The organism is Paenibacillus sp. plas6, from assembly GCF_057221655.1.
This window is the reverse complement of the sequence record NZ_CM170151.1, coordinates 2,828,579-2,853,362: the sequence shown is the minus strand read 5'-3', so window position 1 is coordinate 2,853,362 and position 24,784 is coordinate 2,828,579. Positions and strand designations below refer to the sequence as shown.

Below are 24,784 nucleotides of genomic sequence, written 5' to 3'. Positions count from 1 at the left end.
GAGGAAAGTTTATTTTTAAATAAAAAAGCCCTTCTATATGAGGTATACACTATACGATAATAGATACCTTCATTAAAGATGGGCTTTACTGTTATTTTAAATAAAGCTGTACTCTGTTTCTGCCGCTCTCCTTTGCCTCATACAAGGCAATATCTGCATTTTTCATAAGTTCTAATGCGGTCTCGCCATCTGTAGGATAAATTGCAATCCCCACGCTTGAAGTTGTTTGAACAGCATGTTTTCCAAGATACCATGGTTCTTGAAGCTTCATCAAAATTCGCTCACCGATAAGCAGGGCTTCCTCTTCATTATGAATTTCACTTAACAAAATCGTAAATTCATCTCCGCCTTGTCGAGCGAGAATATCACTTTCTCTTAAACAACCTTGTACTCTTTGGGAAAGTTGCTTGAGTAACTCATCTCCGATGTCATGGCCAAATGCATCGTTAATTGGTTTAAATTTATCAAGGTCCAAATAGATAACCGCAAGCTTCCTTTGGTAACGCTTAGCTTCTTTAATTTGCTGTTCTAAGTTTTCTTGAAATAATCGGCGATTAGCTATCCCTGTTAATAGATCATGATAAGCCAATATATTTAGCTGTTCCTCAAACAATTTTCTTTCTGTAATATCTCTAGCCATAACGAGAAAATGAAGAAGGTTTCCAGCTTCATCTAAAATTGGATTTGCCCTTGCCTCTATCCAAATAATTTGTCCATCTACATGTTTACATCGAAGCTCACTAACTTCACTTTCCTTCGTCTGAATCATTCTCTTAAACTTTTTTTGAACAGACGGAATATCGTCAGGAAAAACAAAATCGATGGCGAATTTCCCTTCGAGCTCTTTTGCCTCAATACCTAACACTTGTCTATGAGAAGGAGAAGCATATTTCACGATTCCACTAACATCCCAAATCGCTACAAGATCAGTCATATTTTCCGCTATCATTCGATAGCGTTCTTCACTCTTTCTTAATGCTTCTTCTGTTCTTTTCAATGCAGTTATATCTTTAGCAATAGCAAACACGCCAGACATTTTGCCTTCTAAAAATAGAGGAACATTCTTTATGTCAAGATGAACAATTTCCCCATTTTTACAAGTAGCATCTACTTGGTATTCGCAAGGAATCCCTTGTTTAATTAAGTCTACATAATGGTTAACTATAGGCAACTGCTTAGGATCAAAAAAATCTGTGTAGGATAAATCCTTTAGTTCCTCCATTGAATATCCTAGTATTGATACTACTGCTTGATTAATATCAATAATTTTTCCTTCCATGGAAAAAACAACTATACCATCTGGATTGTAATCAATGATAGATTGGCAAATTTCTTTTGCATGCTCACTGAACAACAAATTCATTATTTATCCTTTCTATAATTAAGTAATTTAAATGGTGGAATTTATAAAAAACATGGGTAATATATCATATGAAAAATCTTAAGATAAGAAATATGGAGAGAGTATAAAATATTATGTGTAAATGAATAAATGCAAAAGGAAGACCTTTTCTTGTAGAATTGAGTTACCACACAAAATTCACAGAGAGAGGTCTTCCCTATGAATCATTTTACAACAGATTTAGTCCAAGCTCTAGTTACAAAACAAGATGTGACTGAAATTTTTCGTATTCACCTCGAAAGAGCGATGAATCACTTGTTAACAACCGAGTTAACCGCCTTCCTAGATTACGAAAAGTATGATCGTGCAGGCTTCAATACAGGCAATTCTCGTAACGGCAGCTATACACGTACGCTCCATACGGAATACGGCGATCTGCACCTTCAAATCCCTCGTGATCGTAATGGAGCGTTCAAGCAGCAGACCGTAGCACCCTACAAGCGATCCAACGACACGTTAGAATCGTTTGTCATTCATATGTTCCAAAAGGGCGTAACCATGACTGAAATCGCTGATCTGATCGAGAAAATGTATGGGCATCATTACACCCCGCAAACCATTTCTAACATGACGCAAGTGATGGTAGGGCATGTGGATGCCTTCTTGAAACGCTCGTTAGCTACACGCTATGTCTGCGTCTATTTGGATGCAACCTACATTGCTGTAAAGCGTGAGACCGTTTCGAAAGAAGCGGTTTACTTAGCTGTTGGCATTCGCGAAGATGGTTCTAAGGAAGTGTTAAGCTATGCCATTGCTCCAACCGAGTCTGCTTACGTGTGGAAAGAGCTTCTGCAAGACCTTCGAGAAAGAGGCACAGAAGAAGTGCTACTCTTTATTTCTGATGGATTAAAAGGCATGGTTGATGCCATTTTCGAGGTCTTTCCAGGTGCCAAATACCAAACCTGTTGTGTTCATCTTGCTCGCAATCTTGCTCATAAAGTGCGTGTGTCTGATCGTGCTGAGATCTGTGATGATTTCAAGACCGTATACCGTGCAAAAGATGAGCAAGCTGGTCGTGAAGCACTAGAACGTTTCTGTGATAAGTGGAAAACTGCTTATCCTAAAGCAACGAAAGCCTTAGTGGAGAATCCCTATATCTTCACGTTTTACAGCTTTCCACAGTCGATTTGGAGAAGCATTTACTCTACTAATCTTATTGAATCCTTTAACAAGCAGATCAAGAAATATACCAAGCGGAAAGAGCAATTTCCTCATGAAGAAGCACTAGAAAAATTCTTAGTTTCACAGTTCGAAGGCTATAACCAACGCTTTGCTACAAGATGTCATATTGGCTTTGATCAAGCTCGTGCAGAACTACAAGCCATGTTCAAAAGCAACACGTAATTCAATTGCTACAAGTAAAAGTTATTTTTATTTACACAAACTTCTTGACGCTACCAATATGGATCAATTGTGGTATTACAAAAATTATAAAGTACTGACTTCTTACTTCCTATAAGTATTTAGCACTAATTAACTATAAATTCTAGTATATAAGAGTTAATTATATATATTTTATAATAATCTATTCCTATATATTATTTATCACCAATTATTTATTGCATGTTCTACAAATCCGATTAAATTTTCAACATGCAAAATTTCACCATCGTCCAAAATCACTTTCCCATCAAATCTTGCAAAAACTTGATGGCAACGATTATTAACGAATAGTAATTTTGTAGCCGTTTGTTGATCATAAATGGGTGTAAAATTCATTTCAAAACGCCCATCATCACTAGTAATTTTCTTTGGAGACATAAAACCATTCTCGTCTAACTTGATATAGACATGGCTAAGCTTATGCGCCTTTCCATCGTAAAATAGCATATTTTCTGTTGCCACCGAGGTGTCACCAAAGCCAAAGCCGATATTAAAACCAAAGCGTTTACCGTTTACAAAGCTTGCGCCATTGCCCCAAACCCATTCATGGCTAAATGGCCAAACTCCTCTGCCCCAATCAATAAGCCCAAATGCAGTTTCAGGTTCAAAGGTATATTGCTTTTCCCCCTCGCCAATTGTTACCGTTCCTTTGGCTGGCATACAATTAATTTTATGATTAAAATTGCGTTCGCTTCTCTTTAAAAGGAGTAGCTATAACCATTGAGGTAAGATCAGGCTGAGTAAGTGTCACATCAACCTCAATTGTTGGATGCTTTTTGCTCGTTGAGCGACAACTTATTCGTCTGCCACCTTCAAAAACCTCAAACTTCATTTCTACATCTCTGCTCTTATAGTGTAGATCTCCTTGTTCTGCAGTACGAGGCATATTTAATCGACCGAATGGAAGCGCTAACATTTTTGTGATTTCATAATGCTGACCATTAGCAAATTCGAATAATTTAACTGAAACATGACCAGCATAGCCAACGTGACCAATTGTCATTTGCAAGCAATAGTCAGCATTGTTTACCTGATAAAAATCCCACTCTTTAATGCGCCACGGAGCAGCTTTAATCTTTTCACGATTGTAGGTTAAAATTGCGCGTGTACTGTAGCCTCTTTGATTTAATATCCCTTTATCATTAAGTAATGGTCCTGGAGTAATGATTTCATTTTGCATAAAAACACCTCCATTTATTAATCATATTATATTGAACTTGTTTCAAATATGCGAAAAATAATCTAAATTTTAAATAACCCCCACTCTATACGTTTAAACTTTTTGCTGCATTAATGTATTTCATCGTTGCTTTCAGCGAAAAATCCTATCTTATTAACAGCTCCATGCATAATTACATCGATCAATTTTTTTACATAATAATCAAAGTGTTGTTCTTTAGCAATGAAGTATTCAATAGCTTCGGTATTGAGTTGCTTTGGATTTTAGCAGTAGGCTTTGTACTTGTATGGAGGAAAAATATCACGGAAAAAGTAAAAGAATCAAAGCGTAAAGTAGCGTAAAAGTCAATGGACTTTCATTCACTTCAGGTAAAGGAGCAGTTGTTAATTGTAAAGAAAAGTATGAGGAAATGAGCTATGATAGCAAACTGGATAAGAAAACATAAAGAGGGATCTCCGTGTCCCTCTGTTTTAACCATTACCGTCACTTTTTAAAGCTGATGCTTTTAATGATTTTATTGTTAGCATCAGCTTTAAAGGCGACCCTCTTTTTGTTGTCCAGAGTTAACTATTCCTCCGTTGCAGCTTTGTCAGTGCCGCTTCGTAGCTTAGAGTTAAGCTTTGGAAACAGGGATTATTGTTAATTGATCTCTTTACTTAGCAATGTATGAATGATTTGTGTTGCAATTGGATGTGTGCCGTAGGTGTTTTTCAGTTTCCATGTCGTTAGTATTAGGCTGCCTTGTCCAATTGCTTTTTTCAGCATGGAGCCGCCGGCTTGACCGATCCAACCCTGAAAATAACCAGAAATAATTTCACTAGATTCAGGAAGTGTCTCATTTCCAAACATATATACAATACGCCCTATCGTGCCCCCAAGCTTGTTATAATTGCTGAATGGCACGATATACTCTGGAAACAGACCATCACATTCCCAGCCCATTTCAGGATGAAGCGGAACTTCTGCAAAATAGGAAGCATCGACGTAGTTAAACGATGATGTTCGATCCCAGCTTTCTCCGCGCACTAATTCGCGGAACGTAAATTGATCCTTCTCAAGCAAGCGATCTCCTTCTTCCGCTAGGAACAGCACAGCACCACCATTGCGGCAATAAGACATTACTTTCTGGTCCAGGCTAGAGGTGATGACTGCCTGTGCCTGTTCAAAAGAATCTGTTAGTTTCAAACCATTCTTTTCTAGATATTTACAGAAAACTTCTGGCATCTGATAGGCATATATCGTAAATGATGTCGGCATATGAATTGGTGAAATCGTCAGCTCTTCTTCGTTTACCGCTACCACTTCCCCATTAAGCGTTAATGTAAGCTTTAAGCTATGGAACGAAGAGGATTTAACATCTGGCGCAGTAAATTGAATTGCCTGCGGCAGCTTAATATAAGTGGAATTGCCTTCTTGCAGCTCAATCGTGCCGGACACATTCGTTCCCGTCAACTCCCACGACAGAGTACCTGCAATAACTTGCTGATCATGGTTTGAAATAATAACGTCTACACTTTGCTGCTCTCCGCACCACAAATTCCGTTTTAACTGATCAACCATGACAACTAGACTACCATTAAAATCTGCTGCTCTATCCATTCTAAGCTTCTTATCGCGCATATAATCAAGCCAACCGTTTGTTTCCCACTCAATGTCAGTAAATTCAGTTACAACGTAACCATTAATTTTTGGATTTTTGCGCATTTCTTCGATCAAAGACTTCACTGCACGATACATTCGCTTTTGTGATGCCTCTGCTAAATTTTCCATATCGCCAAAGGCACGATTAACCTGATACTTTTCAAAGTTTTTAAATATATTACGAGGTTGCTTGAAATCTTCGCGATGAGTATCATCCCCCAAATTCGCAAACCAGGAAGGCTCTCCGCCGTAATAGTCAAATAGCTTCTTCACACTTGGCAAGCCCCATACTCCGAATTCTGAAACAATAATCGGCTCACCGTCTGGCTTATATCCTTGCACATAGTTTTGTTCTGGGTGACCAACCATGTAATCATCAATGTCTTTCTTCCAATCGCTAATTTGCTCAGGCAATGTAAAATAACGATGATAGTCATTAATATCGGTTTTTACATGGATCCAGCCAGAGTTATCACAGATAAGTCGTGTTGGATCAAGCTGTTTAATCTCATCATATAGCTGCTTCACGAACTCTTGTTTTTCTAAGTCATTCGCTAGATCCCACTCTAAGCCCCATTCTTCGTTATACAATGTCCAAATTAGGATGGAAGGATGATTCATATCACGTTTAATCATTCCTTTAAGCTCACTTAAAAACCGCGTTCTGCTCTGTTCGCTCCACTTCACTGTATTTGGCGGCTCTGCCCAAATTAACATCCCCATACGATCTGCCCAATAAAGATAAGCAGGAATTTCTACCTTAATATGCTTGCGCAGGAGATTGAAGCCCATTTCCTTAGCAAGGCGAATTTCTTGTTGAATCCACTCATCTGATGGTGCTACATAAATGGTGTCAGGATAATAAGCCTGTTCTAAAGCTCCTCGGACAAATAATGGACGATGGTTGAGCATTAGCTGCCCATTAGCGAAGCTAATTTTCCGCATTCCAAAATAAGTTTGATATTGATCTACGATTTCACCAGTAGCCTTTTCCTTTAAGATTACTTTCAAGTCATACAAATGCGGTGTATCAGGAGACCACAAAATACAATTAGGAATGATCAATTCTGTTTCGATTAATGTGTCGTTTAGTTCTGATCCAGCGCTAGTTGCAACGGGGTCACTCTGTAAATGATCCGTGACAATATACTCAATCTCATAGACAGCTTGCTGCGCCATATTTAGTTCTGTTTTAATATTAATCAAGCTGCGATCAATATCAGGAAAAACATGGACATAGTCAATAAATGAAGCAGTACGCCATTCCAGCACCACATCCTGCCAAATTCCGCTTACTCGGGTATACCAGCTTCCTTGCTTGCCGATCGGAATCTCCGCATTGTCCTGTGGATCGTAAACTTGCACCGTGAGAAGATTATCCGCTAATTTCACTACATCTGTTATCTCAAATTCGAACGGAGTAAATCCTCCCTCATGTTCTCCGATAAATACCCCATTGAGCCAGACACGTGCGCGAAAATCTACTGCGCCAAAGCATACAAACAATCGTTTGCCTGCAAGTTGTTCTTTGATTTCGAATGATTTCTGGTACCAAGCTGTACCGCAATAATGAGTATAGTTAGGGTTACTTTGCCAAATATGAGGCACCTCTACTGCTTCAGCCATAGGCAAGCCTGTTTGATACCAAGCTTGGCTTTCCCCCACATCCTTGCGATCGATCTGGAATTGCCATAAACTATTCAGTTTCAATCTATTTCTCATGCCTATCCCCCGATTTTTTATTTTATGCCTGTCATTGCAATCCCTTTAACAATATGTCGTTGGAATAGCAAGAATACGAGAATTGCTGGCAAGCTAGCTAGCATATTAGAAGCCATTGGCACTGCAAAATCTGTAGCAAATGTGCTTTGGAAGGTCGGAACACCTACCGGCAGCGTCATCATAGCCGTCTCTTGCGCAACTAGCATTGGCCAAAGAAGATTGTTCCAAGACTGTACAAAAATAAAAATACTTACTGCAGCCATTGAGCTCGTTGATAGCGGAAATACTAAATTCCACCAAATACGCAATGAACCCGCTCCATCGATCTTTGCTGCTTCAAACAACTCATGCGGTAATTGATCAATAAATTGCTTTAAGATTAAAAATGCGAGTGGCAGCATCATGCCAGGCCAAATTAATCCATGATAGCTATTAACCCAACCTAAATCGACAATCATTTCAAACAACGGAACGACAATCGATTCCATCGGTACCATCATCCCAGCTAAAATAAAAGCAAAAATAATAGACTTTCCTTTTGTTACTAGACGAGAAACTGCATAGGCAGCCCATGAGCTGCAAAATATCGTAATTGCCGTTTGGACAACTCCGACAACGACACTGTTAACTGTCCAGCGCCACATCATTGCCGTACCGTCAGGCTTCAGCACTCTGGCAAAGCTCTCCAACGTAAAAGGAGGCGAAAGCAATTTGTTCATAATTGTTACGGTTGAGCCAGGCGCTTTAAACGATGAAATAAACATCCAAAGGATTGGAACTAACATAAGTAATGCCAAACCATAAGCAAACAGATAGGAGAAAATTCTTCCTACTCGTAGACTCAATGCTCTTACCTCCTTAATCCTTTTTCATAAGTAATTTATATTGAATAATCGAAATTAAAGCGATCGCAAAAAATAAGACGAATGAAACCGCTGCAGCATATCCCATATCCCACTGTCTAAAGGCAATCTGATAAATATAGTGAACTAGCGGTGTCGTCGAAATTCCTGGACCGCCCTTCGTTATTAACCATGTTTGACCGAAAAGTTTAAAAGACGCTATGGATTGTAAAATAACAATTAACACCGTAACCCCTTTTAAATAAGGCATCGTAATATACCAAAACTTTTGCCATGTTCCTGCTCCATCCAGAGCAGCTGCTTCATAAATTTCATCCGGAATTTCCTGTAATCCAGCTAGAAATAAAATCATATTAAATCCTACTGTCCACCATAACGTCGCGATAAGAATTGATAACCATCCCATGCCCCAGCTACCAAGCCAAGAAATTTCTGTTGTCATTCCTAGAGAACGTAAAGTTTCAGGTATAAGCCCGGTACGAGCTTGCAGCATAAATAGCCAAATACTCCCGATAACTGATACAGAAAGTACATATGGCATAAAAAAAATTGTACGCAAAAACGTAGTGCCTTTCAGTTTTGCATTAACAAGCAATGCCATAATGAGACCAAGTACAACAATTGCTGGTGTAGAGATAACAATGAAATAAAGTGTATTACCTAAAGATGTCCAAAATTTAGAATCAGACATCATATATTCAAAATTGTACAATCCAACAAATTTTTGCTCTCCACCAAAGGTGCCTGAATAAAAAGAAGAAAAGAATCCTTTGAAAATCGGATATACCCAAAACCAGATATAGAGAATCATGAACGGAGCTAAAAAGACCGTTGCGGTCAATAAAGCTTTATATGAACGGATTCCTGATTGTTTCAATGTCAATCTCTCCTCCAAAGGAATGATGTGAAACACCCGCTGGCATTTCACATCACTTCTTTGATTATTGATTTTCCTTACTTAAATAATAAACTCTTTATCTACATTATTTATTGACAAGTGCATCAGCATTGCTTTGCGCTTTTGCTAATCCTTCTTCGATTGAAGTCATACCATAGTTAATTTCAACTAATGACTCTAATACAGTGTCCTTGATCGCACCCATCTTGTCTGAATATGGAGCATATTTAACATCTCCCATAACTGCAGCATAATCCGCACGATAAGGCATTTCTTTATACTCTGCAGATTCAAGCACAGAAGGTTTTACAGGTACATGACCTGCTTTTGCCCATAAATGTCCGTTGCTAGCTAACCAATCAGCAAATTTAACTGCTGCAAGCTGTTTAGTTTTGTCAGATTGAACTGGTACTACAGTAGTATGAGAATCACCCCATGCAGCAGGTTGATCAAACAATTGTGGGAATGGTGTTGCTGCAAACTCTAGTGAAGCTTCAGTTTCAAAGTTACCTGTAGCCCATACACCAGTAAAGGTTACTGCTGCTTTACTTGCTTTAAAGATATCGTAGCTTTGATCACCGATGTCTGCAGGCATTAGCCCTTCATCAAGCCATGTTTTTAATAGCTCCATCGCTTTTTTAGCTTCTGGTGTATCGATCGTTGGCTTACCGTCTACCATAATGCTGCCGCCTTGCTGATGAACAAGCGCATACCAAATCCAATATGTGAATACATTGTTGCTGCCGATAATCATCGGAGAAACATCAGAAGGAAGCGTAGATTTTAGCGTTCTAAGCATATTAGTAAATCCTTCTGCACCTGGCTCCATTTTAATCGAACCATCTTCATTCAGAAGACCTGCATCAGATAAATACTTTTTGTTATAGAACATAACAACAGCATGTGTATCAAGAGGTACTGCATAATGCTTGCCATCTACAATCGTTGCCTCAATTTGGTTTTGTCCGAAGCTAGACCAATCAAGATTAGCTTCTGCCGCTAAATCATCAAGCACAGCCAGGTTGTCAGTAGGAATAAGATTTGGCAGCTCAGATACGTGAGCAACTGCAACATCTGGAGCTGAGTTAGATACAAGACTTGTACGGAATTTTGTATAGTAGTTATCCCAGTTGTTATTCATAAAGTTCACTTTAATTTCGCTCTGAGATTCATTGAAAGCGTTAACCATTGCTTCCATAAATTCACCATCCGAACCGCTGAATGGTACCCAGAAATCCAATTCTATTGTTTTATCACTTGATGATGATTCCCCACCTGAATTGGAAGTGCTTTCATTCGTTCCCGCTGAACTTCCAGAGTTGCTTGAATTGTTACCAGAAGAACATGCAGCTAGAAACAAACTAACGACTAATAAGAGACTTACTAGTTGAGCAAATTTCTTCATTCTACTTCCCCCTAAAAAGTATTTGTAACTTCAAAACGAATATATCATATTTTTTGGTTATATATCAAGTATTATTGTAATAAAAATGTATTCGTTTTCTATTTTTAGTTTTCCCATGAAATGGGCTACTTTAATTACTTAAATTATGCAATTGATGTAAAAAAAGAACCCTTGAAAGGGTTCTTTTTTTATTATTTCATTCTAATTTTTGTTGTAATAATTGGGACAAGAAGAAGTTCTAGCTGTTACTATAACGTAAATTCATTAAAATTCCCTGACTGTAATTTCCGAAGTTTGTACCAAATAAATTTAAGCCGCCAACATTTACAGCATCAGGCTTAACTCCAATTCTTAAAGAAATATACGGCTTTGCCTGTAATTGCAAATCTTCAATACGTACATTAGAAATTTGCACTCCGTCAAGGAAACTTCCATTTGAAGTAATTTTCCAATTTTTTAACAATCCATATTGCGAATTATAGATAAGCCACCATTCCGGCGTATTGAATCCTCGTTGTCCGCCAAAATCACCAGGGCTAGTCCATGTGCCGATTTCCACTCCATTGACCCAAATTGTAATATCTGAAGGCCAATCAAGCTTATGGTATGGGGCCTCTGAACATATTTCGGCACTAAATTCAATCTCATCTGCCTTCATCCCGTAAGGAATGCGGTTTGGAAAACGATATTCAACATAACCGCAACGAAAATATAACAATTGCGCTTCTTTGCGCCCAGGCTCGTAGAAGGAGCGCGGATCATCCTGCATGCCAATATAATCATGAAGACCTACAATACCGCAGCTAGGCTCAGCATGACTGTCCACATATTCACCAATTGGCATATCGAAGGTAATTACATTTTGTTCTTCTTCTCTTCCTTCACTAAATAAATCAATCATAATTCTATCGTAATTTTTTGTATTAACCTTTTGTGTGCCTCTGCCTGGAACTAATTCAGTTGTGATTAGCTGAACATCTTCTAGTTTTTTCACATGCACTGCAGCGGTTGAAAAAGGCAGTCCTAGCTTTTCTGCAATTTCATTCACATTATGCGGACCAGTCGCTAACAATTTCAAAATGTTCATACGATGTTCATTGGCTATTACTTTGCATATTTGAACCGCTTCGTCCATTGATAATTTTAATACTTTCATAAGCTTTCTCCGTTCTGGTCTAATTTACTTCATCACTTATTACTTAATTATTATATTAACAATAACAGCGAAAGTCTTCAAAATGCAAGCTTACACAATTTCTCAGAAGCAGATAAACGCACCTTTATTATACTGAAAATATAGATGCTGTTCCATGATTCACTTAAGCAAAAGCAGCTTTTTACTGTTAAAAGATCGTAACACCAAGTGTGAAAAATGTCACTGTCTGGATATTTTCCATCATTTACAATTTTAATAGACATAAACCTTTGACTAACAAAATCTTTTATTTTGGAAATAGGAGGTGTTGCCATTGGGCAGATTGTCAGGAAAAGTTGCAATTATTACTGGTGCAGCAAGTGGTATGGGTGCAGCAGAGGTAAAACTTTTTGCTGAAGAAGGAGCCAAAGTAGTTGCCACTGACGTACAAGAGGAGCTGCTTCATTCTGTTGTTAGCGAAGTTAATGCTAAATACGGGGATGTTGCACTTGCCTTAAAGCAAAATGTCGCTGACGAAAATGACTGGATTACAGTAGTAAAAGAAGCGGTCAATAAGTTTGGCAAAGTTGATATTTTAGTCAACAATGCTGGTATTACAGGTAAAACTTTGGCGCTCGAAAACATTACTGTAGAAGAATGGACTAAGGTTATGGATGTAAATGCCTTAGGTAACCTTTTAGGAATTAAACATGTAGTTCCTGAAATGAAAAAGGTAGGACAAGGCTCTATCGTTAATATTTCTTCGATTGCCGGTATTCATGGTATTGGAGGCATTAGTGCCTATACTGCTTCCAAAGGTGCAACACGTATATTAACGAAGGGTGCAGCTAAAGATTTAGGTCCATTCAATATCCGTGTTAACTCTGTTCATCCGGGCTTTATCGAAACACCAATGATTAAGGATTACACTGAAAATGAAGACGTAAAAAAACATCTGATTGCAGGTATTCCTTTAAGAACATTAGGAAAACCAGAGGATGTTGCTTACGCAGTGTTATTTTTAGCTTCTGATGAAGCAAGATTTATTACAGGTTCGGAATTTATTATTGATGGTGGTCAAACGATAAAAGAGTAATGCTCAATTACGTTGATCCGCCTACTGTTCAATTGACTTTACCTTTCCTTTCGCTTAATACTCCCTCACCTATCCATATATATCATTTACGCGAACAAGCCAGTGGCTGTTCGCGCTTTTTTTGTTGTAGCTCTATGTCTTTGCTAGCTGCATAAGATCAAGCGGATTAATAATTAATACAACTTGTCCGCTACCTAGCAAAGTAGAACCTGATATTCCTGGAATAGCCGCAAGATGACCACTCAATGTTTTAATTACAAACTCCTGCTCATTTAAAAGCTTATCTACTACTAAACCAAGCTTTTCCTGACCATTCGTAAGTATTACTGTATTGACTTCTCCCTCTGAGCTTTGCTCGCATGCTTCAAGCAAAAACAATGAGCTAAGCCAATCAATCGAGACAACTTCCCCTCTTAAATAGACAAATTTCTTACCGTTATATTCATGAATATCTTTAATGTTAATCTTTACAGTTTCTGATACATAATCAATCGGAATAATATATGTTTCTGTGCCTACCTTTACAGTTAGCCCTCTAGATACGGCAAGTATCAATGGAAGATAAATAATAATTTTTGTTCCTTTATTTATTTCACTATTTATTGAGATATTTCCATTAATTTTCTCAATGTTACTGCGAACAACATCCATTCCTACACCGCGACCAGACAGCTCAGTGACTTGCTCTGCTGTACTGAAACCAGGTAGAAAAATCAGTTGGATAAGCTGATTCTGTGACATTTTTTCCGCTTGTTCTTCTGTAATAAAACCTTTATTTATTGCTTTTTGCTTAACAAATTGTGCGTCAATCCCTTTACCATCATCCTCGATTTCAATACATACATGCTTGTCCATATTATAAGCTCGTAATGTAATGACCCCTGTTTCATCCTTCCCTTTCGCCAGCCGCTCTTCTCCCGCTTCAATTCCGTGATCGGCAGCATTGCGAATTAAATGAACGATTGGATCGCTAATTTGTTCAATAATAGTTTTATCTATTTCCGTAGTTTCACCTTTCATAACTAGCTTCATTTTTTTGCCGGTGTTTTGTGATGCATCTCGAATAATTCGCGGAATCTTTTGAAATAATGTATTCACTTCAACCATTCGCATCGACATAATCGCTTTTTGCAATTCATCTGAAATACGATTAACCATCGACCCTATTTGTTTTACTTCCTTGGATAATTGAGAGTTTCCGCCATCAATATTGATTTTATCTGACACATGTAAAAAAGTATTTTTTGTAATTAGAAGCTCAGAGATCATATTCATCATTTTATCTAATTTATCTTGGCTTACACGAATGCTTTGTGTCGATAATGATTTAGCAGGCAAATCTGATGAGTTAGTTTCTCTCTCCCATTTTTTAGGTAAGTTATAAGCAGCTTGTTGGGACGATGTATTTCTGCTATTTTCGATTACTTCCATGATACTATTTAGTAGCTCTTTATTTGAGCAATTTCGCTCTTGTTCAAGCATCATCGTATCTAACACTTCTCGTAAAAAATAAGCAGTTTCGTAGCTTACCTTAAATGCTAACTGGTGAAAATACGTTAGTTGTTGATTATTAAAATGATTAAGAAGCTTTTCATAGGCACTGCCAACCTCTAACATCTCTTGTAATAGCTCAGCCATCATCCCTTCAATACCATCGTATCTGCTAAATTCATCAATTCCTCTATTTAACTTATGAACGATATGCTTTAATTGAATTAACGCTTGTTCTTGATGTTCTGCTCGCTCTAATATCGCTAAAACTCCATCTATTTGGTCAACATACTGGAACATATCAAAGATGAATTTTTCTTTGATACTTTCAGTTAATGCAGTAATATCATTTTGTGTCAGGGAAGCAGTTGAACTAATTTCTTGATGCTGTACTACAACTTCATCTAATGCTGCAACCGCAGCTTTATTTTCTTTAGCTTTATTAACGCTCGATGTTAGTTGGGCAATACTATCATTTATCCCAGTAAAAAGCTGATCATCGATCGCTATTACAATACCGTCTTCCTGCGTCTTGCTATCTATTAATTGATGATTAATGGCGTTAATGATAATGTTAATAAGCTCATGAGCGTTAAGCAGACAATCGATAACTGCTTCATCCACGATAATGTTATAGGAATGAATATCTTCGATAGCTATTCCTATTCGATAAATTAGCTTTGTTATTTCAGTTATACCAATAAATGAAGAATACTTTTTGGCATGGTGTAACCTTGTATGGATTTGTGTCTGTAACTCTAAGCTTCGATATTCCACTTCAAGCTGTAAGAAAAGCTTTGCAAGCTCATCCCAGCTTTTCATCCACTCCGCAAATAATACTTTTAAATAATCACTATCCTCGAGACTGAAAGTATATTCCACTTCAAGCACACTCCTACGTCCCCTGCAGACTGTTGTTGTTTGCGCAATTTCTCTGATAATTTCGCTCAGTGGGTGTTATTTTGAATAATTTTACTAACTTAACTTAATGAGGTCTGGAATAAATAATGGTATCTCCAATTTTTTGCATTTGGTATGCTGTAGAGATTCTGCCAACTGATTCAGAATGTCCTAATAGAATGTAACCTCCAGGTGTTAAGCTATTATAAAAATTTAACAGCACTTCCTTTTTGGAAATATCATCAAAATAGATTAAGCAATTTCTACAAAAAATTACATCACAATCTGTGATCGTTTTTATCGCTGCCTCATCCATTAAGTTAATATTCATAAAGTTAATAGAGCGCTTAATTTTAGGACTAATCAAATATTTGTCGTGACGTTTCGTAAAATATTTTTTCAATACTCTGCTCAATTTTATTTGCTTCAGCAAGAATCGACTGAGTAGAACCCTCGTCATCAAACTTTTGCACTTCAAACAAGCTTTTTACCAAATCAAAGCCTTCAAAGCATAGCCTCAACACTTCACTGTTCATTTCAAGTTCATGCTTGCGAACCTTATCTAACATGTCTTCAATTTTATGTGTTAAATTACCGATATGCTCATATCCCATCATTTGAGAGGAGCCTTTAATTGAATGTACAATTCGGAATAATTCATTAATCTCATTAATTGAATAATTGGTTTCAAGTTCGATTAATAAAAACTCTACTTTTTGAAGCAACTCTTCCGTTTCCTCAAAGTAAAGTGCAGCTATTTGATTCATTTATTGTTCACCTCTACTCTACTAGGAAGACGTTATTAAAATAGCTCAATCTAATTTTTCCAGTCATCCTTTAATTAGTTCTTGAGCAATTAAGTTCCCAAAGATGTGGTAGCTAATCATTTTCGATTTACAGCTTTAACAATTTCATCAGCAATCTGATAGGATGGAACAACAATTTCAGCGCCACCTCTTACAATCGTTTCCTTCGGCATTCCAAAAACAATCGCAGTGGACTCATCCTCAGCAATCGTTACTCCGCCTGCTTTTCTAATATTCACCATCGCTTCCGCGCCATCACTGCCCATACCAGTCATAATTACTCCAACTACCTTTTTCCCGCCGTAACGCTCTAGCACTGACTCCATCGTCACATTAACACTAGGCATAAACTGTGTCTGTGGACTAGAACTTATCCGCAGCATATTACTATGACGATGAACAATTAACTGGTAACCTCCCCGAGCAAGATAACCCCTGCCATTAGCCAAAACATCACCTGGCTCTGCTTCTTTAAATGGAAAAGCACAGACTTTTGCTAATCGATCAGCAAATGAAGATGTAAAGGAAGGCGGCATATGCTGCACAATTAGCAAAGCCGCTTTTAAATCATGCGGGAGATATGGAATTACATCCATCAATGTTCCTGGTCCCCCAGTTGATACTCCTATAACAACAACCTTGGAAAGCTCTCCTTGTTCTAGTTGTATACTTGAGCGAACAGAAGGTTGCTTATTAAGCATTTTCACTTCATTGCTGCGATATTTAACTCGATTAATTAAAGCTTTTTTATTTATACTTTGATAAGCTTGCTTAACCTTATTGATAATTTCTTTACCAACAATATGAAGATTAGAAGAAACAGTGCCAGAAGGCTTCGGTACATAATCAAAAGCTCCTAATGCTAGCGCCTCAAAGGTCGTGAGTGCTCCCTCTTGAGACAATGAGCTAACAATCACAATCGGCATTTCTGGAAAATCATTCAAAATATGCTGCATTGAGGTCAACCCGTCCATTACTGGCATATTTATATCCATTGTAATGACATCTGGTTGAAACTCTCGTGCTTTAAGTATCGCATCTTCTCCATCTCGTGCCGTCCCAATTACTTCAATTTCATAATCAGTTAGCATAATTTCTTTTAAAGTTTTTCTCATTAGAGCAGAATCATCGACGATTAATACTCTAATCCGATTCCTCACTACTATCACCTTCAGCTATCATTTGAAATCCTAACACCTGTTTCAGATTTAGAATTAAAATCATTCTTTTGCCGTCATTTAATTTTCCGACACCTTCAATCCAGTTGCTATTGATTCCATTACGCAATATCACAGGCGGAACCTCGATTTTGATTCGCTCTAATCGCAGCACTTCAGACACAGAATCTACGATAATTCCTGTTTTTGTATTACCCGACTCTACAATAATAATGCGCGTTGTATCGTTTAATTGCTTCTCGTCTAACCCAAACAACTTTCTTAAATCTACTGCTGTAATGATATTGCCCCGTAAGTTTACAATTCCTTCGATAAAATGCGGAGAACGCGGGACCTTTGTAACACTAGTCATTCGATTGATTTCAATGACATCTTTAATTTTTATCGCATACTCTTCGGTATCAAGATTAAAAGTAACTAGATGTTCTTCATCAATAATGGCATTAACCGATTCTAAAGCATTATCCTCTTGCTCAAAACGACTAGAATTAACAATTCGTTCTAACTGTTCAACGGAAATGATTCCTGTAGGATCAAGCATCATAATGAGTCTTTTACCTTCGTTTAGCTTGGCTACCCCCTTAATTTGCTCCCCACCCTGCTGAGCAAATTTAGGAAGTGACTGAACAATGTCTGCTGGAATTCTTAGTACCTCTAACACTTTATCAACCATAATTCCTGCAGTCATTTCACCCATATCAACGACTAGTACTCTTGTATGATCTGTATACTCTTGATACTCCATCCCAAAATAGGAACGCATATTAATAATAGGAAGTAATTGATTGCGAATCGATACTACCCCATCGACATAGGAAACACCATTCGGTACCTTCATCACTTCTGAAAGTCGAATAATTTCTTTAACTTGCATAATATCGATAGCAAACTCTTCATCACCTAACAAAAATGACACTAACTGATGATCGTCAACTGCTTCCACTGATGCATGGCTCGCTACATTAAAATGATTGTCTACAGAAGTAGATTCCATCATTTTTTGTCTTAACTCATTATTCACATTGAGTACATTGACGACATCCAGCAGCATTATAAGTCGATTACCGTTATCTAGCTTAACAATTCCGTTCAAGTAATCAGAATCAACGCTTTTTACAATTTCAGGTGTATCATCAATATCATGAGTGCTAACACGTAAAACCTCAGACACCTTATCTACAATGACTCCTGTCGCTGTTCCATTGACATCAAGTACAAGCACTCTACTATTTTCATCCTTTTCCTTTTTAGCCATGTTGAGTCGAACTCGTCCATCAATAATTGGTAAAACATCGCCTCTAAGGTTACAGGCTCCTTCTATGTAATCTGGCGCGTTAGGCACTTTAATAATATCTGTAACCCTAACAATTTCCTTAACGTTCATAATATCTGCGCCGAATTCTTCATCTCCAAGATTAAACGTAACGAGCTGAGATTCAGCATAGTTTAAATTGTGTTCCTTTATCTCTGCCATATGCTCATCCTCATCCTATTACATATTTTGGAGTTCATCAGCTAGACTAGAAATTTCCTCGATGGCTTCAGCTAAATCCTGCATTCCTTTAGATTGCTGACTGGCAGCGACAGTAGCTTCTGCCGCTCCTCTGCTTGCTTCCTGAGCTGCTGCTGCGATTTGATTTACTCCTTTTGTTACTTGTTCAAGTGCAATAACTGATTCATCCGCATTTTTTTGCACTTCGTTTGTGATCTCAACAACTTTTATCATATTTTCTTCGATAACGTTTAAGTTATGAGTAATTTTCTTCGCTTTTTCCACTTCGTTGAAGGAAGTTTTACTAGCAGTATCAATATCTAGCGCAACCTTTTGAATCTGATCTTGAATGCCTCTTACCAACTCTTTAATTTTATCTGTATTCTCAGCAGATTCATTTGCTAACGAGCGGATATCTCCAGCAACAACAGAAAATCCTCTGCCGAACTCTCCAGCTCTTGCCGCCTCAATTGAACCATTAACTGCCAACATATTCGTTTGAATCGTAACATTAACGATGGCATCAACAATTTTATCGATTTTGCGAATTGTTTCTTCTAATCGTTTAATATTTTTAGCTGAATTGACATTGGATTCAGCAGAAATAGTAATCCCCTTAATCATTTCATCTACTGAGATTTTGTTACTTTCTAGCAAGCTTTGCAGCTCTCCTAATTTTTCAGTAGAGAACATTGCACGTTCGTTCATTTGAACTGCTGCTGCCGCAAGCTTTTCTACCATTTGGGCGGATTTTTCCGAAAGCTGTTCTTGGGCCTGTGCACCCATTGAAATTTGCTCCATCGCACGATAAATTTCGGAAGCCATAGAGTTACCTTCTTCTACATTAGCAGATAATTCCTCAGCCGCTGCCGCTAATACTTCTGCGGATTTTTGCGTATCTGTTGATACTTTTAGCTCTTCCGCCATTTGCGCTAAATCTGACGCCGCTGAATTCAACTCACTAAAAGCACGATTTTGCATTTGTAATGAGCGTTCAATTTCTTCTGAGCTGCTGCTTTGCTGCTCCGCTGCAACTGCAATCTGTTCAGCAAGTCCAAGAAACTCAATTGCCCCTTTACTTGCGTCAGATGCGTTCATAGCAATTTCAGCTACACTATTTTGAATCGAGACAATATCTCGTGATATATTGTTAAGATCAATTGTTGTTTTCTTTGCTTTCTCTACTTCTTCGTTAGCAGCTTTACCTGTACTCTCAATATCAACAACGACCACTTTTACATTATTTTGAATTTCCATTACAAGCTCTCTAATATTTCTAGCAGACTTCTCTGAGATTTCTGCAAGATTACGAACTTCATCGGCAACGACAGCAAATCCTCTGCCATGTTCTCCTGCTCTAGCAGCTTCAATCGCTGCATTTAAAGCAAGTAAATTTGTCTGATCAGCAATGCGAACCACCGCTTGTACAATATCGCCTATTTCATCAGACTGTTTCTCTAATTCACCTACTAGTTTTACTGACTCTAAATTAGTCTCAGCAGCTAATTGAATACCTATAATCATCGCTTCGATTTCACTCGTTGCATTTTCAATCAGTGCTTTAGCTTCATTCACTCGATTTAGAGATTCTTTGGAGTTTGCATCTGCAATCAATGCAGCTTTTTCAATTTGATTAATCGCTGCTCTTGATTCTTCTGCAGCTGAAGAAGCCTCATTAGCTCCTTTAGCAATTTGTTCTGTAGTTGAACCTAACTCTTCTGCAGCACTGCTAGCTTCTTCAATTCCTGAAGCTAGTTGTTCTGTAGCAGCAGCAATGCGTTCTGCAAGTTGTTGTTGCTTGGCTAATGTTCTTGCTCTCACTTTATCCTGGGCTTGTTTTTTCGCTAACGCTCTTTTACGTTCAATTTCATCATTTTGCACGGTTGTGTCCATTTTCTTACTTGAACTTGAATAGGTTGATGCTGGTCGTGCTAGTTTTTTCTCCATTCGTATCGGCCTCCTAATAATCCATTTCAGCGTTTTTTAGCACTAACAAAATAATAAAAAGGTAGTCTTTCCGAAAAAGAAAGACTACCTTCCACATTTGGCATTCAACTAAGAAGTATGTAAGGTTATGCGGGCAAATAATGTCGAATTGACAATTATTTTGTCGATTAATTAGTAATCCAATTATAATAAGAACAATTTCCTATTTCAATACGAATTTTAAAAAACATAGTAATTTATTCTTATATTTTTAAGCAATTAAATAAAAACAACATCATTAATCATAGTCCTAAAGTTACTTTTTATATAAAATTGGTAAAATCACTATATAACATATTGACCATAGTCAATCAACAGAGTCCTATACTCCTACTAACACCAATTAATATAGGAATTAATTCCTATTATAAAAGAATCAATATTATCTTGTTAATAGTTTTTTATCTTCTTGTAAAAACCTACATGCTTACAATAAAAACAACCACAAGCAGTTACTTTATCAGTTGATAAATATACATCGTACAATACTTTATGATTGACTCCATCACAAAAGCAAAAAGAACCTGCCCGTTGCACATATTAGTGCTTCAAGCAGGTTCTTATTCTGTATATTGTGAAATTAGCTCAAAAGTTTTTCAACCTTTTCAAATATTACAATTATGCTTTTACTTTTGCTGCATTATTAGCAAGCAACGTAATGACAAATGCAACTAGCAGAGAAACTACCATTGAAATAACAAAGCCCCACGCATTATCAGATAAAAATGGTGCAGTAAATGACGGAACATAAGCAGTACCACGAACACCAAACAATCCGACTAATCCGCCGCCGATACCTGCTGCAATAATAGCACCAGCAAATACGATTTTGTTGGCAAACATAAATGGATAAGCCGCTTCAACAAATGTACCGAAGCCCATATTAATTAAAAAGCCTGGCGTTGCAACTGCTGCTTCCCCTTTATCGCGAGGCGCAATAATATTTGCCAGCGTAATGCCTGCAGATACCATAACAAGACCAACCATGTCTACTGCTCCTAAGAAGCTGTTTCCTGTTGTCTCCATTTCCAGCAAGACAATCGGCAAAATTGCTGCGTGATAAACACCGCCGATAATGGCCGGCCAAATCAAAAGACCTGAAACAATTCCCGCTAACAATGGACTAAAGTCAATCGCCACATTAATTAAGTCTTTAATCCATTCGCCAATTTGCAATGCAATTGGTGCGACCAAGAAGTACATCAGTAATCCAGATACTAGACCTGCAATACCGCCAGCAACAATATTGACTGTTGTCATCGGAAAGCGCCATTGCACACATTTCGTAAATAGCCACTGCACAAGAATACCAGCAAGAATACCACCAATCATTCCGCCGATGATGCCACCTTCAGTGGAAAGAATCCCCGCTACAACCCCTGCTACGATGGATACTTCATCAAGCTCAGACACTTGTTTCGCCGCGATAACAGCGATTAATATCGGAAGTGCGCCAACAATAACGTTAAACACATCTTCTAGCGCGGATAAGGCTGGAATTTTCCCTAATGCTAGCACTAGCGCCATGGCAATAAAGCCTGGCAATGACGATTGCATAATTCCTTTAAAGTTAATTCTTTTCCAAACGCTAACCCCTGAATTTCCGCTAGTTTGTCCTTGATGACCAAGTACAGGAATATATTTAATGTTCCAATACTTGCATAATGAAGTCATAAAGGAAACTGCACGTGTACGATTGGTTGTACCTGTTGTTCCCGATGTCGCAATGACATTTGCCCCCTTCGTACTAATCATTGCCATGGAGCTGCCACCGGTACCTACAACTGGAATGCCCGTTTCTGCTGCAGCCAAAATAGCTTGCTCATTACTGCCTTCTGGATCACCACTCATAATGATGATGCCATCAATTTGCTTATTTCGAATTAGATCAGCAATTTGATTGTCGATGACTTTTGCTTGTCCTTCAATTTCTTTTAACGTAGCGCGACTGCCCTTTACAAATGTATCTTCCTTCGTATTCCACGTATACAAAGAAGCCATTGTCGTATCTTTCGCCACATCCATAGATTCTTCTGCGGCAATAAATTGAACTGCTGCAATTTCTACTCCCGCGCTTTTGCTTTGTGTAATAATTTCACCAAGCAATTTCTCCGGATCGCGACCACCTAAATTGAATAAGTTACCGCCACTGCTCCCAAGTATTACAACTTTCATTAAGTACACTCCTTAATTCGATGACGTTTATACTTTAGCTAAGTAATGCATTAACTTATTATAAGAATGAAATCTAATAATAACAATATTATTTTATGTAATTTTGAAAATAAATGTTTCTTTTCTATATAATTTATGATGAATTTTTTAATTAAAATATTAAAATAACGATTTTCTTAATATTGATTGATATTGTCTTCGAATCGTCATGATAATATAAAACGAGCCTGGGACAAAACTTGTCTCTTAAAACAAGCAAACGGTGAAATCTGTTCAAAGATTTCACCGTTTGCTCATTTTAGGCTCTGTTTTTCTAATGCTATGCTACGTTCGTAGCACATATTTCCTTAAGTTTACTGCCATTAAGGCAAGTCCAATCTCATGCTCAACTTTCCGTTTTCCTCGAACTGAAAAGCGAGTGAAACCTAAATTAGCCTTCAAGAATCCAAAAACTGGTTCTACGTCAATTTTTCGTTGACGGTAGATCTCCCCTGTTTTTTCTCCTGAAAGCTGCTCTCTTACATAGGTTTTTTGTTGTTCCCAACGTGCATTGATCATCAGTTGTCGGTGTCTTCCTTCTTGTGCTTTCGTACATGAGGATCGGAAAGGACATCCTGTACAATCCGCACAAGCATAGATCTTGAATTGTCGCTCAAACCCATCTTTATCTTTGCGTATGGTATAGCGTTGAAACGTTAGTTCCTGTCCATTTGGACAAAGATAACGATCCTTTTCGGCATCATAGTGCCAGTTACTTGTTTGAAATGGATCGGTTTTAGACTTTCTCTTTTGCTCACGCTCATACATCGTATACTTTATTAATGGAACACGCTTGCGCTTCGTGATCACATCCTCATAGTTTTGCTCACTTCCATATCCGGCATCCGCTACGATATAGGTAGGCAAGTCAAAATAATGGGTTTCAATTTCATCAAGAAAAGGAATAAGCGTCTTGGTGTCCGTTGGATTGGAATAGATACCATAAGCCAGTGTGTATTGTCCTTCGGTTGCAATTTGTACATTGTATCCAGGCTTCAATTGTCCATTCTTCATGTAGTCATCTTTCATTCGCATGAAGGTTGCATCAGGATCGGTTTTGGAATAACTGTTGCGCTTTCCGAATCGTTGTTGATGAAGCTTGTACATGTTTTTTCGTTCCATCCAATCACGGACTTGCTTGAGTAGTTGTTTTGGTGCTTTTCGCTTGCTTCGTAATTGTTTTCGTTCACTCGTATCTTCGGATGCTGCGATCTTTTCTGTATAGCTTTCAACCACTCGCTCAAGGTGTTCTGCGATCTCCAGTAAGTTTTCCGTAGAGAGTTCTTGCTCATGTTCAAGCTCTGGAATGATCTTTTGTTCCAATAACTCGTTGTACAGTTGATTCGACTTTTCAATGAGCCGAGCATGATGTTTGTCCACGGCTTTTTTCCATACAAAGGTGAACTTATTCGCATTGGCTTCAATTTTGGTTCCATCAATGAACATCGCTTCTTGGGTAATGATCTTTTCTTCCACTAACTTCGAGCGAAATTGAACGAAGCACTGGCGGAGTAAGTCTTTCATCACAGGATGAACACGGAAACGATTAATCGTACGGTAGCAAGGTTCATAGCCTTGAGCTAACCACATCATCCGAATACTGTCTTTCGTAAGAGCTTCAATTTTACGACCAGAAAAGGCAGATTGAGTGTAGCCGCATAGAATGATCTTGAGCATCATGCGCGGATGATAGGCTGGACAACCGTCACGACGAACAAACGAACGAAACGCTTCATCTGGAATACTTTCGACCAAATGATGAATGGCAAATGCGATATCATGTTTATCTAATTTAACTTCTAAATTTAGAGGCAAAACTAATTGATTCATGTTATAATCTTTAAACATAAGGAACACCTTTCTTTTGAAATTTTTGGGGTAAGATACTTAAATTTTAACAGAAAGTGTTCCTTTTGTATGTAAAAAATGAACTCCTGGCATTCTACTTTGTAGAGCACCAGGAGTTTTCTTTCATTTAGCTGGGTTTTGTCC

Annotated in this window: 15 protein-coding genes and 2 pseudogenes; 2 read left to right on the top strand and 15 right to left on the bottom strand. The window is 37.9% G+C overall.

Going from position 1 to position 24,784, the window contains the following annotated elements; translation table 11 throughout:
- Positions 1 to 91 precede the first annotated feature (91 nt).
- Entirely contained in the window at positions 92 to 1,363 is a 1,272-nt protein-coding gene (locus AC2TDL_RS12785; RefSeq protein ID WP_484696478.1) for a diguanylate cyclase domain-containing protein, read from the bottom strand.
- 198 nt (positions 1,364 to 1,561) lie between these two features.
- On the opposite strand from AC2TDL_RS12785, the gene AC2TDL_RS12780 reads away from it, so the two are divergent.
- Complete coding sequence (locus AC2TDL_RS12780; RefSeq protein ID WP_484696077.1) at positions 1,562 to 2,746, top strand: IS256 family transposase; 1,185 nt, start codon at positions 1,562 to 1,564, stop codon at positions 2,744 to 2,746.
- 201 nt (positions 2,747 to 2,947) lie between these two features.
- Here the strand turns inward: AC2TDL_RS12780 and AC2TDL_RS12775 are convergent.
- The 6 genes and pseudogenes from AC2TDL_RS12775 to AC2TDL_RS12750 form a co-directional block, all read right to left on the bottom strand.
- Positions 2,948 to 3,965: pseudogene (locus AC2TDL_RS12775) on the bottom strand (DUF2804 domain-containing protein).
- 639 nt (positions 3,966 to 4,604) lie between these two features.
- Positions 4,605 to 7,328, bottom strand: a complete 2,724-nt coding sequence (locus tag AC2TDL_RS12770) for a glycoside hydrolase family 2 protein (RefSeq protein ID WP_484696477.1) — start codon at positions 7,326 to 7,328, stop codon at positions 4,605 to 4,607.
- Between the two features lie 17 nt (positions 7,329 to 7,345).
- Positions 7,346 to 8,173, bottom strand: coding sequence for a carbohydrate ABC transporter permease (locus tag AC2TDL_RS12765; protein WP_484696476.1), 828 nt, complete (start codon positions 8,171 to 8,173; stop codon positions 7,346 to 7,348).
- 13 nt (positions 8,174 to 8,186) lie between these two features.
- Complete coding sequence (locus AC2TDL_RS12760) at positions 8,187 to 9,068, bottom strand: carbohydrate ABC transporter permease (protein ID WP_484696475.1); 882 nt, start codon at positions 9,066 to 9,068, stop codon at positions 8,187 to 8,189.
- Positions 9,069 to 9,174: 106 nt separating this feature from the next.
- Complete coding sequence (locus AC2TDL_RS12755) at positions 9,175 to 10,494, bottom strand: ABC transporter substrate-binding protein (protein WP_484696474.1); 1,320 nt, start codon at positions 10,492 to 10,494, stop codon at positions 9,175 to 9,177.
- 238 nt (positions 10,495 to 10,732) lie between these two features.
- Positions 10,733 to 11,650, bottom strand: a complete 918-nt coding sequence (locus AC2TDL_RS12750) for an ArsR/SmtB family transcription factor (protein ID WP_484696473.1) — start codon at positions 11,648 to 11,650, stop codon at positions 10,733 to 10,735.
- Between the two features lie 313 nt (positions 11,651 to 11,963).
- On the opposite strand from AC2TDL_RS12750, the gene AC2TDL_RS12745 reads away from it, so the two are divergent.
- A complete protein-coding gene (locus AC2TDL_RS12745; protein WP_484696472.1) occupies positions 11,964 to 12,725 on the top strand; it encodes an SDR family NAD(P)-dependent oxidoreductase in 762 nt (253 codons plus the stop codon).
- 132 nt (positions 12,726 to 12,857) lie between these two features.
- Here AC2TDL_RS12745 and AC2TDL_RS12740 read toward each other — a convergent pair whose 3' ends face one another.
- From AC2TDL_RS12740 to AC2TDL_RS12705, 8 genes and pseudogenes are all read right to left on the bottom strand, one after another.
- Complete coding sequence (locus tag AC2TDL_RS12740) at positions 12,858 to 15,098, bottom strand: chemotaxis protein CheA (RefSeq protein WP_484696471.1); 2,241 nt, start codon at positions 15,096 to 15,098, stop codon at positions 12,858 to 12,860.
- Between the two features lie 103 nt (positions 15,099 to 15,201).
- The gene (locus AC2TDL_RS12735) at positions 15,202 to 15,576 is read right to left on the bottom strand and encodes a CheR family methyltransferase (protein WP_484696470.1); all 375 of its coding nucleotides are present in this window, start codon (positions 15,574 to 15,576) and stop codon (positions 15,202 to 15,204) included.
- Positions 15,476 to 15,883, bottom strand: a complete 408-nt coding sequence (locus AC2TDL_RS12730; RefSeq protein WP_484696469.1) for an Hpt domain-containing protein — start codon at positions 15,881 to 15,883, stop codon at positions 15,476 to 15,478. The genes AC2TDL_RS12735 and AC2TDL_RS12730 overlap by 101 nt, the downstream gene beginning before the upstream one ends.
- Positions 15,884 to 15,999: 116 nt before the next feature.
- Entirely contained in the window at positions 16,000 to 17,037 is a 1,038-nt protein-coding gene (cheB, locus tag AC2TDL_RS12725) for a chemotaxis-specific protein-glutamate methyltransferase CheB (RefSeq protein WP_484696468.1), read from the bottom strand.
- A gap of 28 nt (positions 17,038 to 17,065) precedes the next feature.
- On the bottom strand, positions 17,066 to 18,574 hold the full coding sequence (locus AC2TDL_RS12720) for a chemotaxis protein CheW (RefSeq protein ID WP_484696467.1): 1,509 nt from the start codon (positions 18,572 to 18,574) through the stop codon (positions 17,066 to 17,068).
- A gap of 18 nt (positions 18,575 to 18,592) precedes the next feature.
- Complete coding sequence (locus tag AC2TDL_RS12715; protein ID WP_484696466.1) at positions 18,593 to 20,539, bottom strand: methyl-accepting chemotaxis protein; 1,947 nt, start codon at positions 20,537 to 20,539, stop codon at positions 18,593 to 18,595.
- 657 nt (positions 20,540 to 21,196) lie between these two features.
- Positions 21,197 to 22,753 (bottom strand): PTS sugar transporter, encoded by a 1,557-nt coding sequence (locus tag AC2TDL_RS12710; RefSeq protein WP_484696465.1) that lies wholly within the window; start codon positions 22,751 to 22,753, stop codon positions 21,197 to 21,199.
- A 339-nt stretch (positions 22,754 to 23,092) separates the two neighbouring features.
- Positions 23,093 to 24,640 (bottom strand): annotated as a pseudogene (locus AC2TDL_RS12705) (IS1182 family transposase); the annotation flags it as partial.
- Positions 24,641 to 24,784: the final 144 nt, after the last annotated feature.

Coding starts and splice junctions, on each gene's coding strand:
- AC2TDL_RS12785 (WP_484696478.1), bottom strand. CDS start 1,363: ATGAATTTGTTGTTCAGTGAGCATGCAAAAGAAATTTGCCAATCTATC.
- AC2TDL_RS12780 (WP_484696077.1), top strand. CDS start 1,562: ATGAATCATTTTACAACAGATTTAGTCCAAGCTCTAGTTACAAAACAA.
- AC2TDL_RS12770 (WP_484696477.1), bottom strand. CDS start 7,328: ATGAGAAATAGATTGAAACTGAATAGTTTATGGCAATTCCAGATCGAT.
- AC2TDL_RS12755 (WP_484696474.1), bottom strand. CDS start 10,494: ATGAAGAAATTTGCTCAACTAGTAAGTCTCTTATTAGTCGTTAGTTTG.
- AC2TDL_RS12750 (WP_484696473.1), bottom strand. CDS start 11,650: ATGAAAGTATTAAAATTATCAATGGACGAAGCGGTTCAAATATGCAAA.
- AC2TDL_RS12735 (WP_484696470.1), bottom strand. CDS start 15,576: ATGACGAGGGTTCTACTCAGTCGATTCTTGCTGAAGCAAATAAAATTG.
- AC2TDL_RS12730 (WP_484696469.1), bottom strand. CDS start 15,883: ATGAATCAAATAGCTGCACTTTACTTTGAGGAAACGGAAGAGTTGCTT.
- cheB (WP_484696468.1), bottom strand. CDS start 17,037: ATGAGAAAAACTTTAAAAGAAATTATGCTAACTGATTATGAAATTGAA.
- AC2TDL_RS12720 (WP_484696467.1), bottom strand. CDS start 18,574: ATGGCAGAGATAAAGGAACACAATTTAAACTATGCTGAATCTCAGCTC.
- AC2TDL_RS12715 (WP_484696466.1), bottom strand. CDS start 20,539: ATGGAGAAAAAACTAGCACGACCAGCATCAACCTATTCAAGTTCAAGT.
- AC2TDL_RS12710 (WP_484696465.1), bottom strand. CDS start 22,753: ATGAAAGTTGTAATACTTGGGAGCAGTGGCGGTAACTTATTCAATTTA.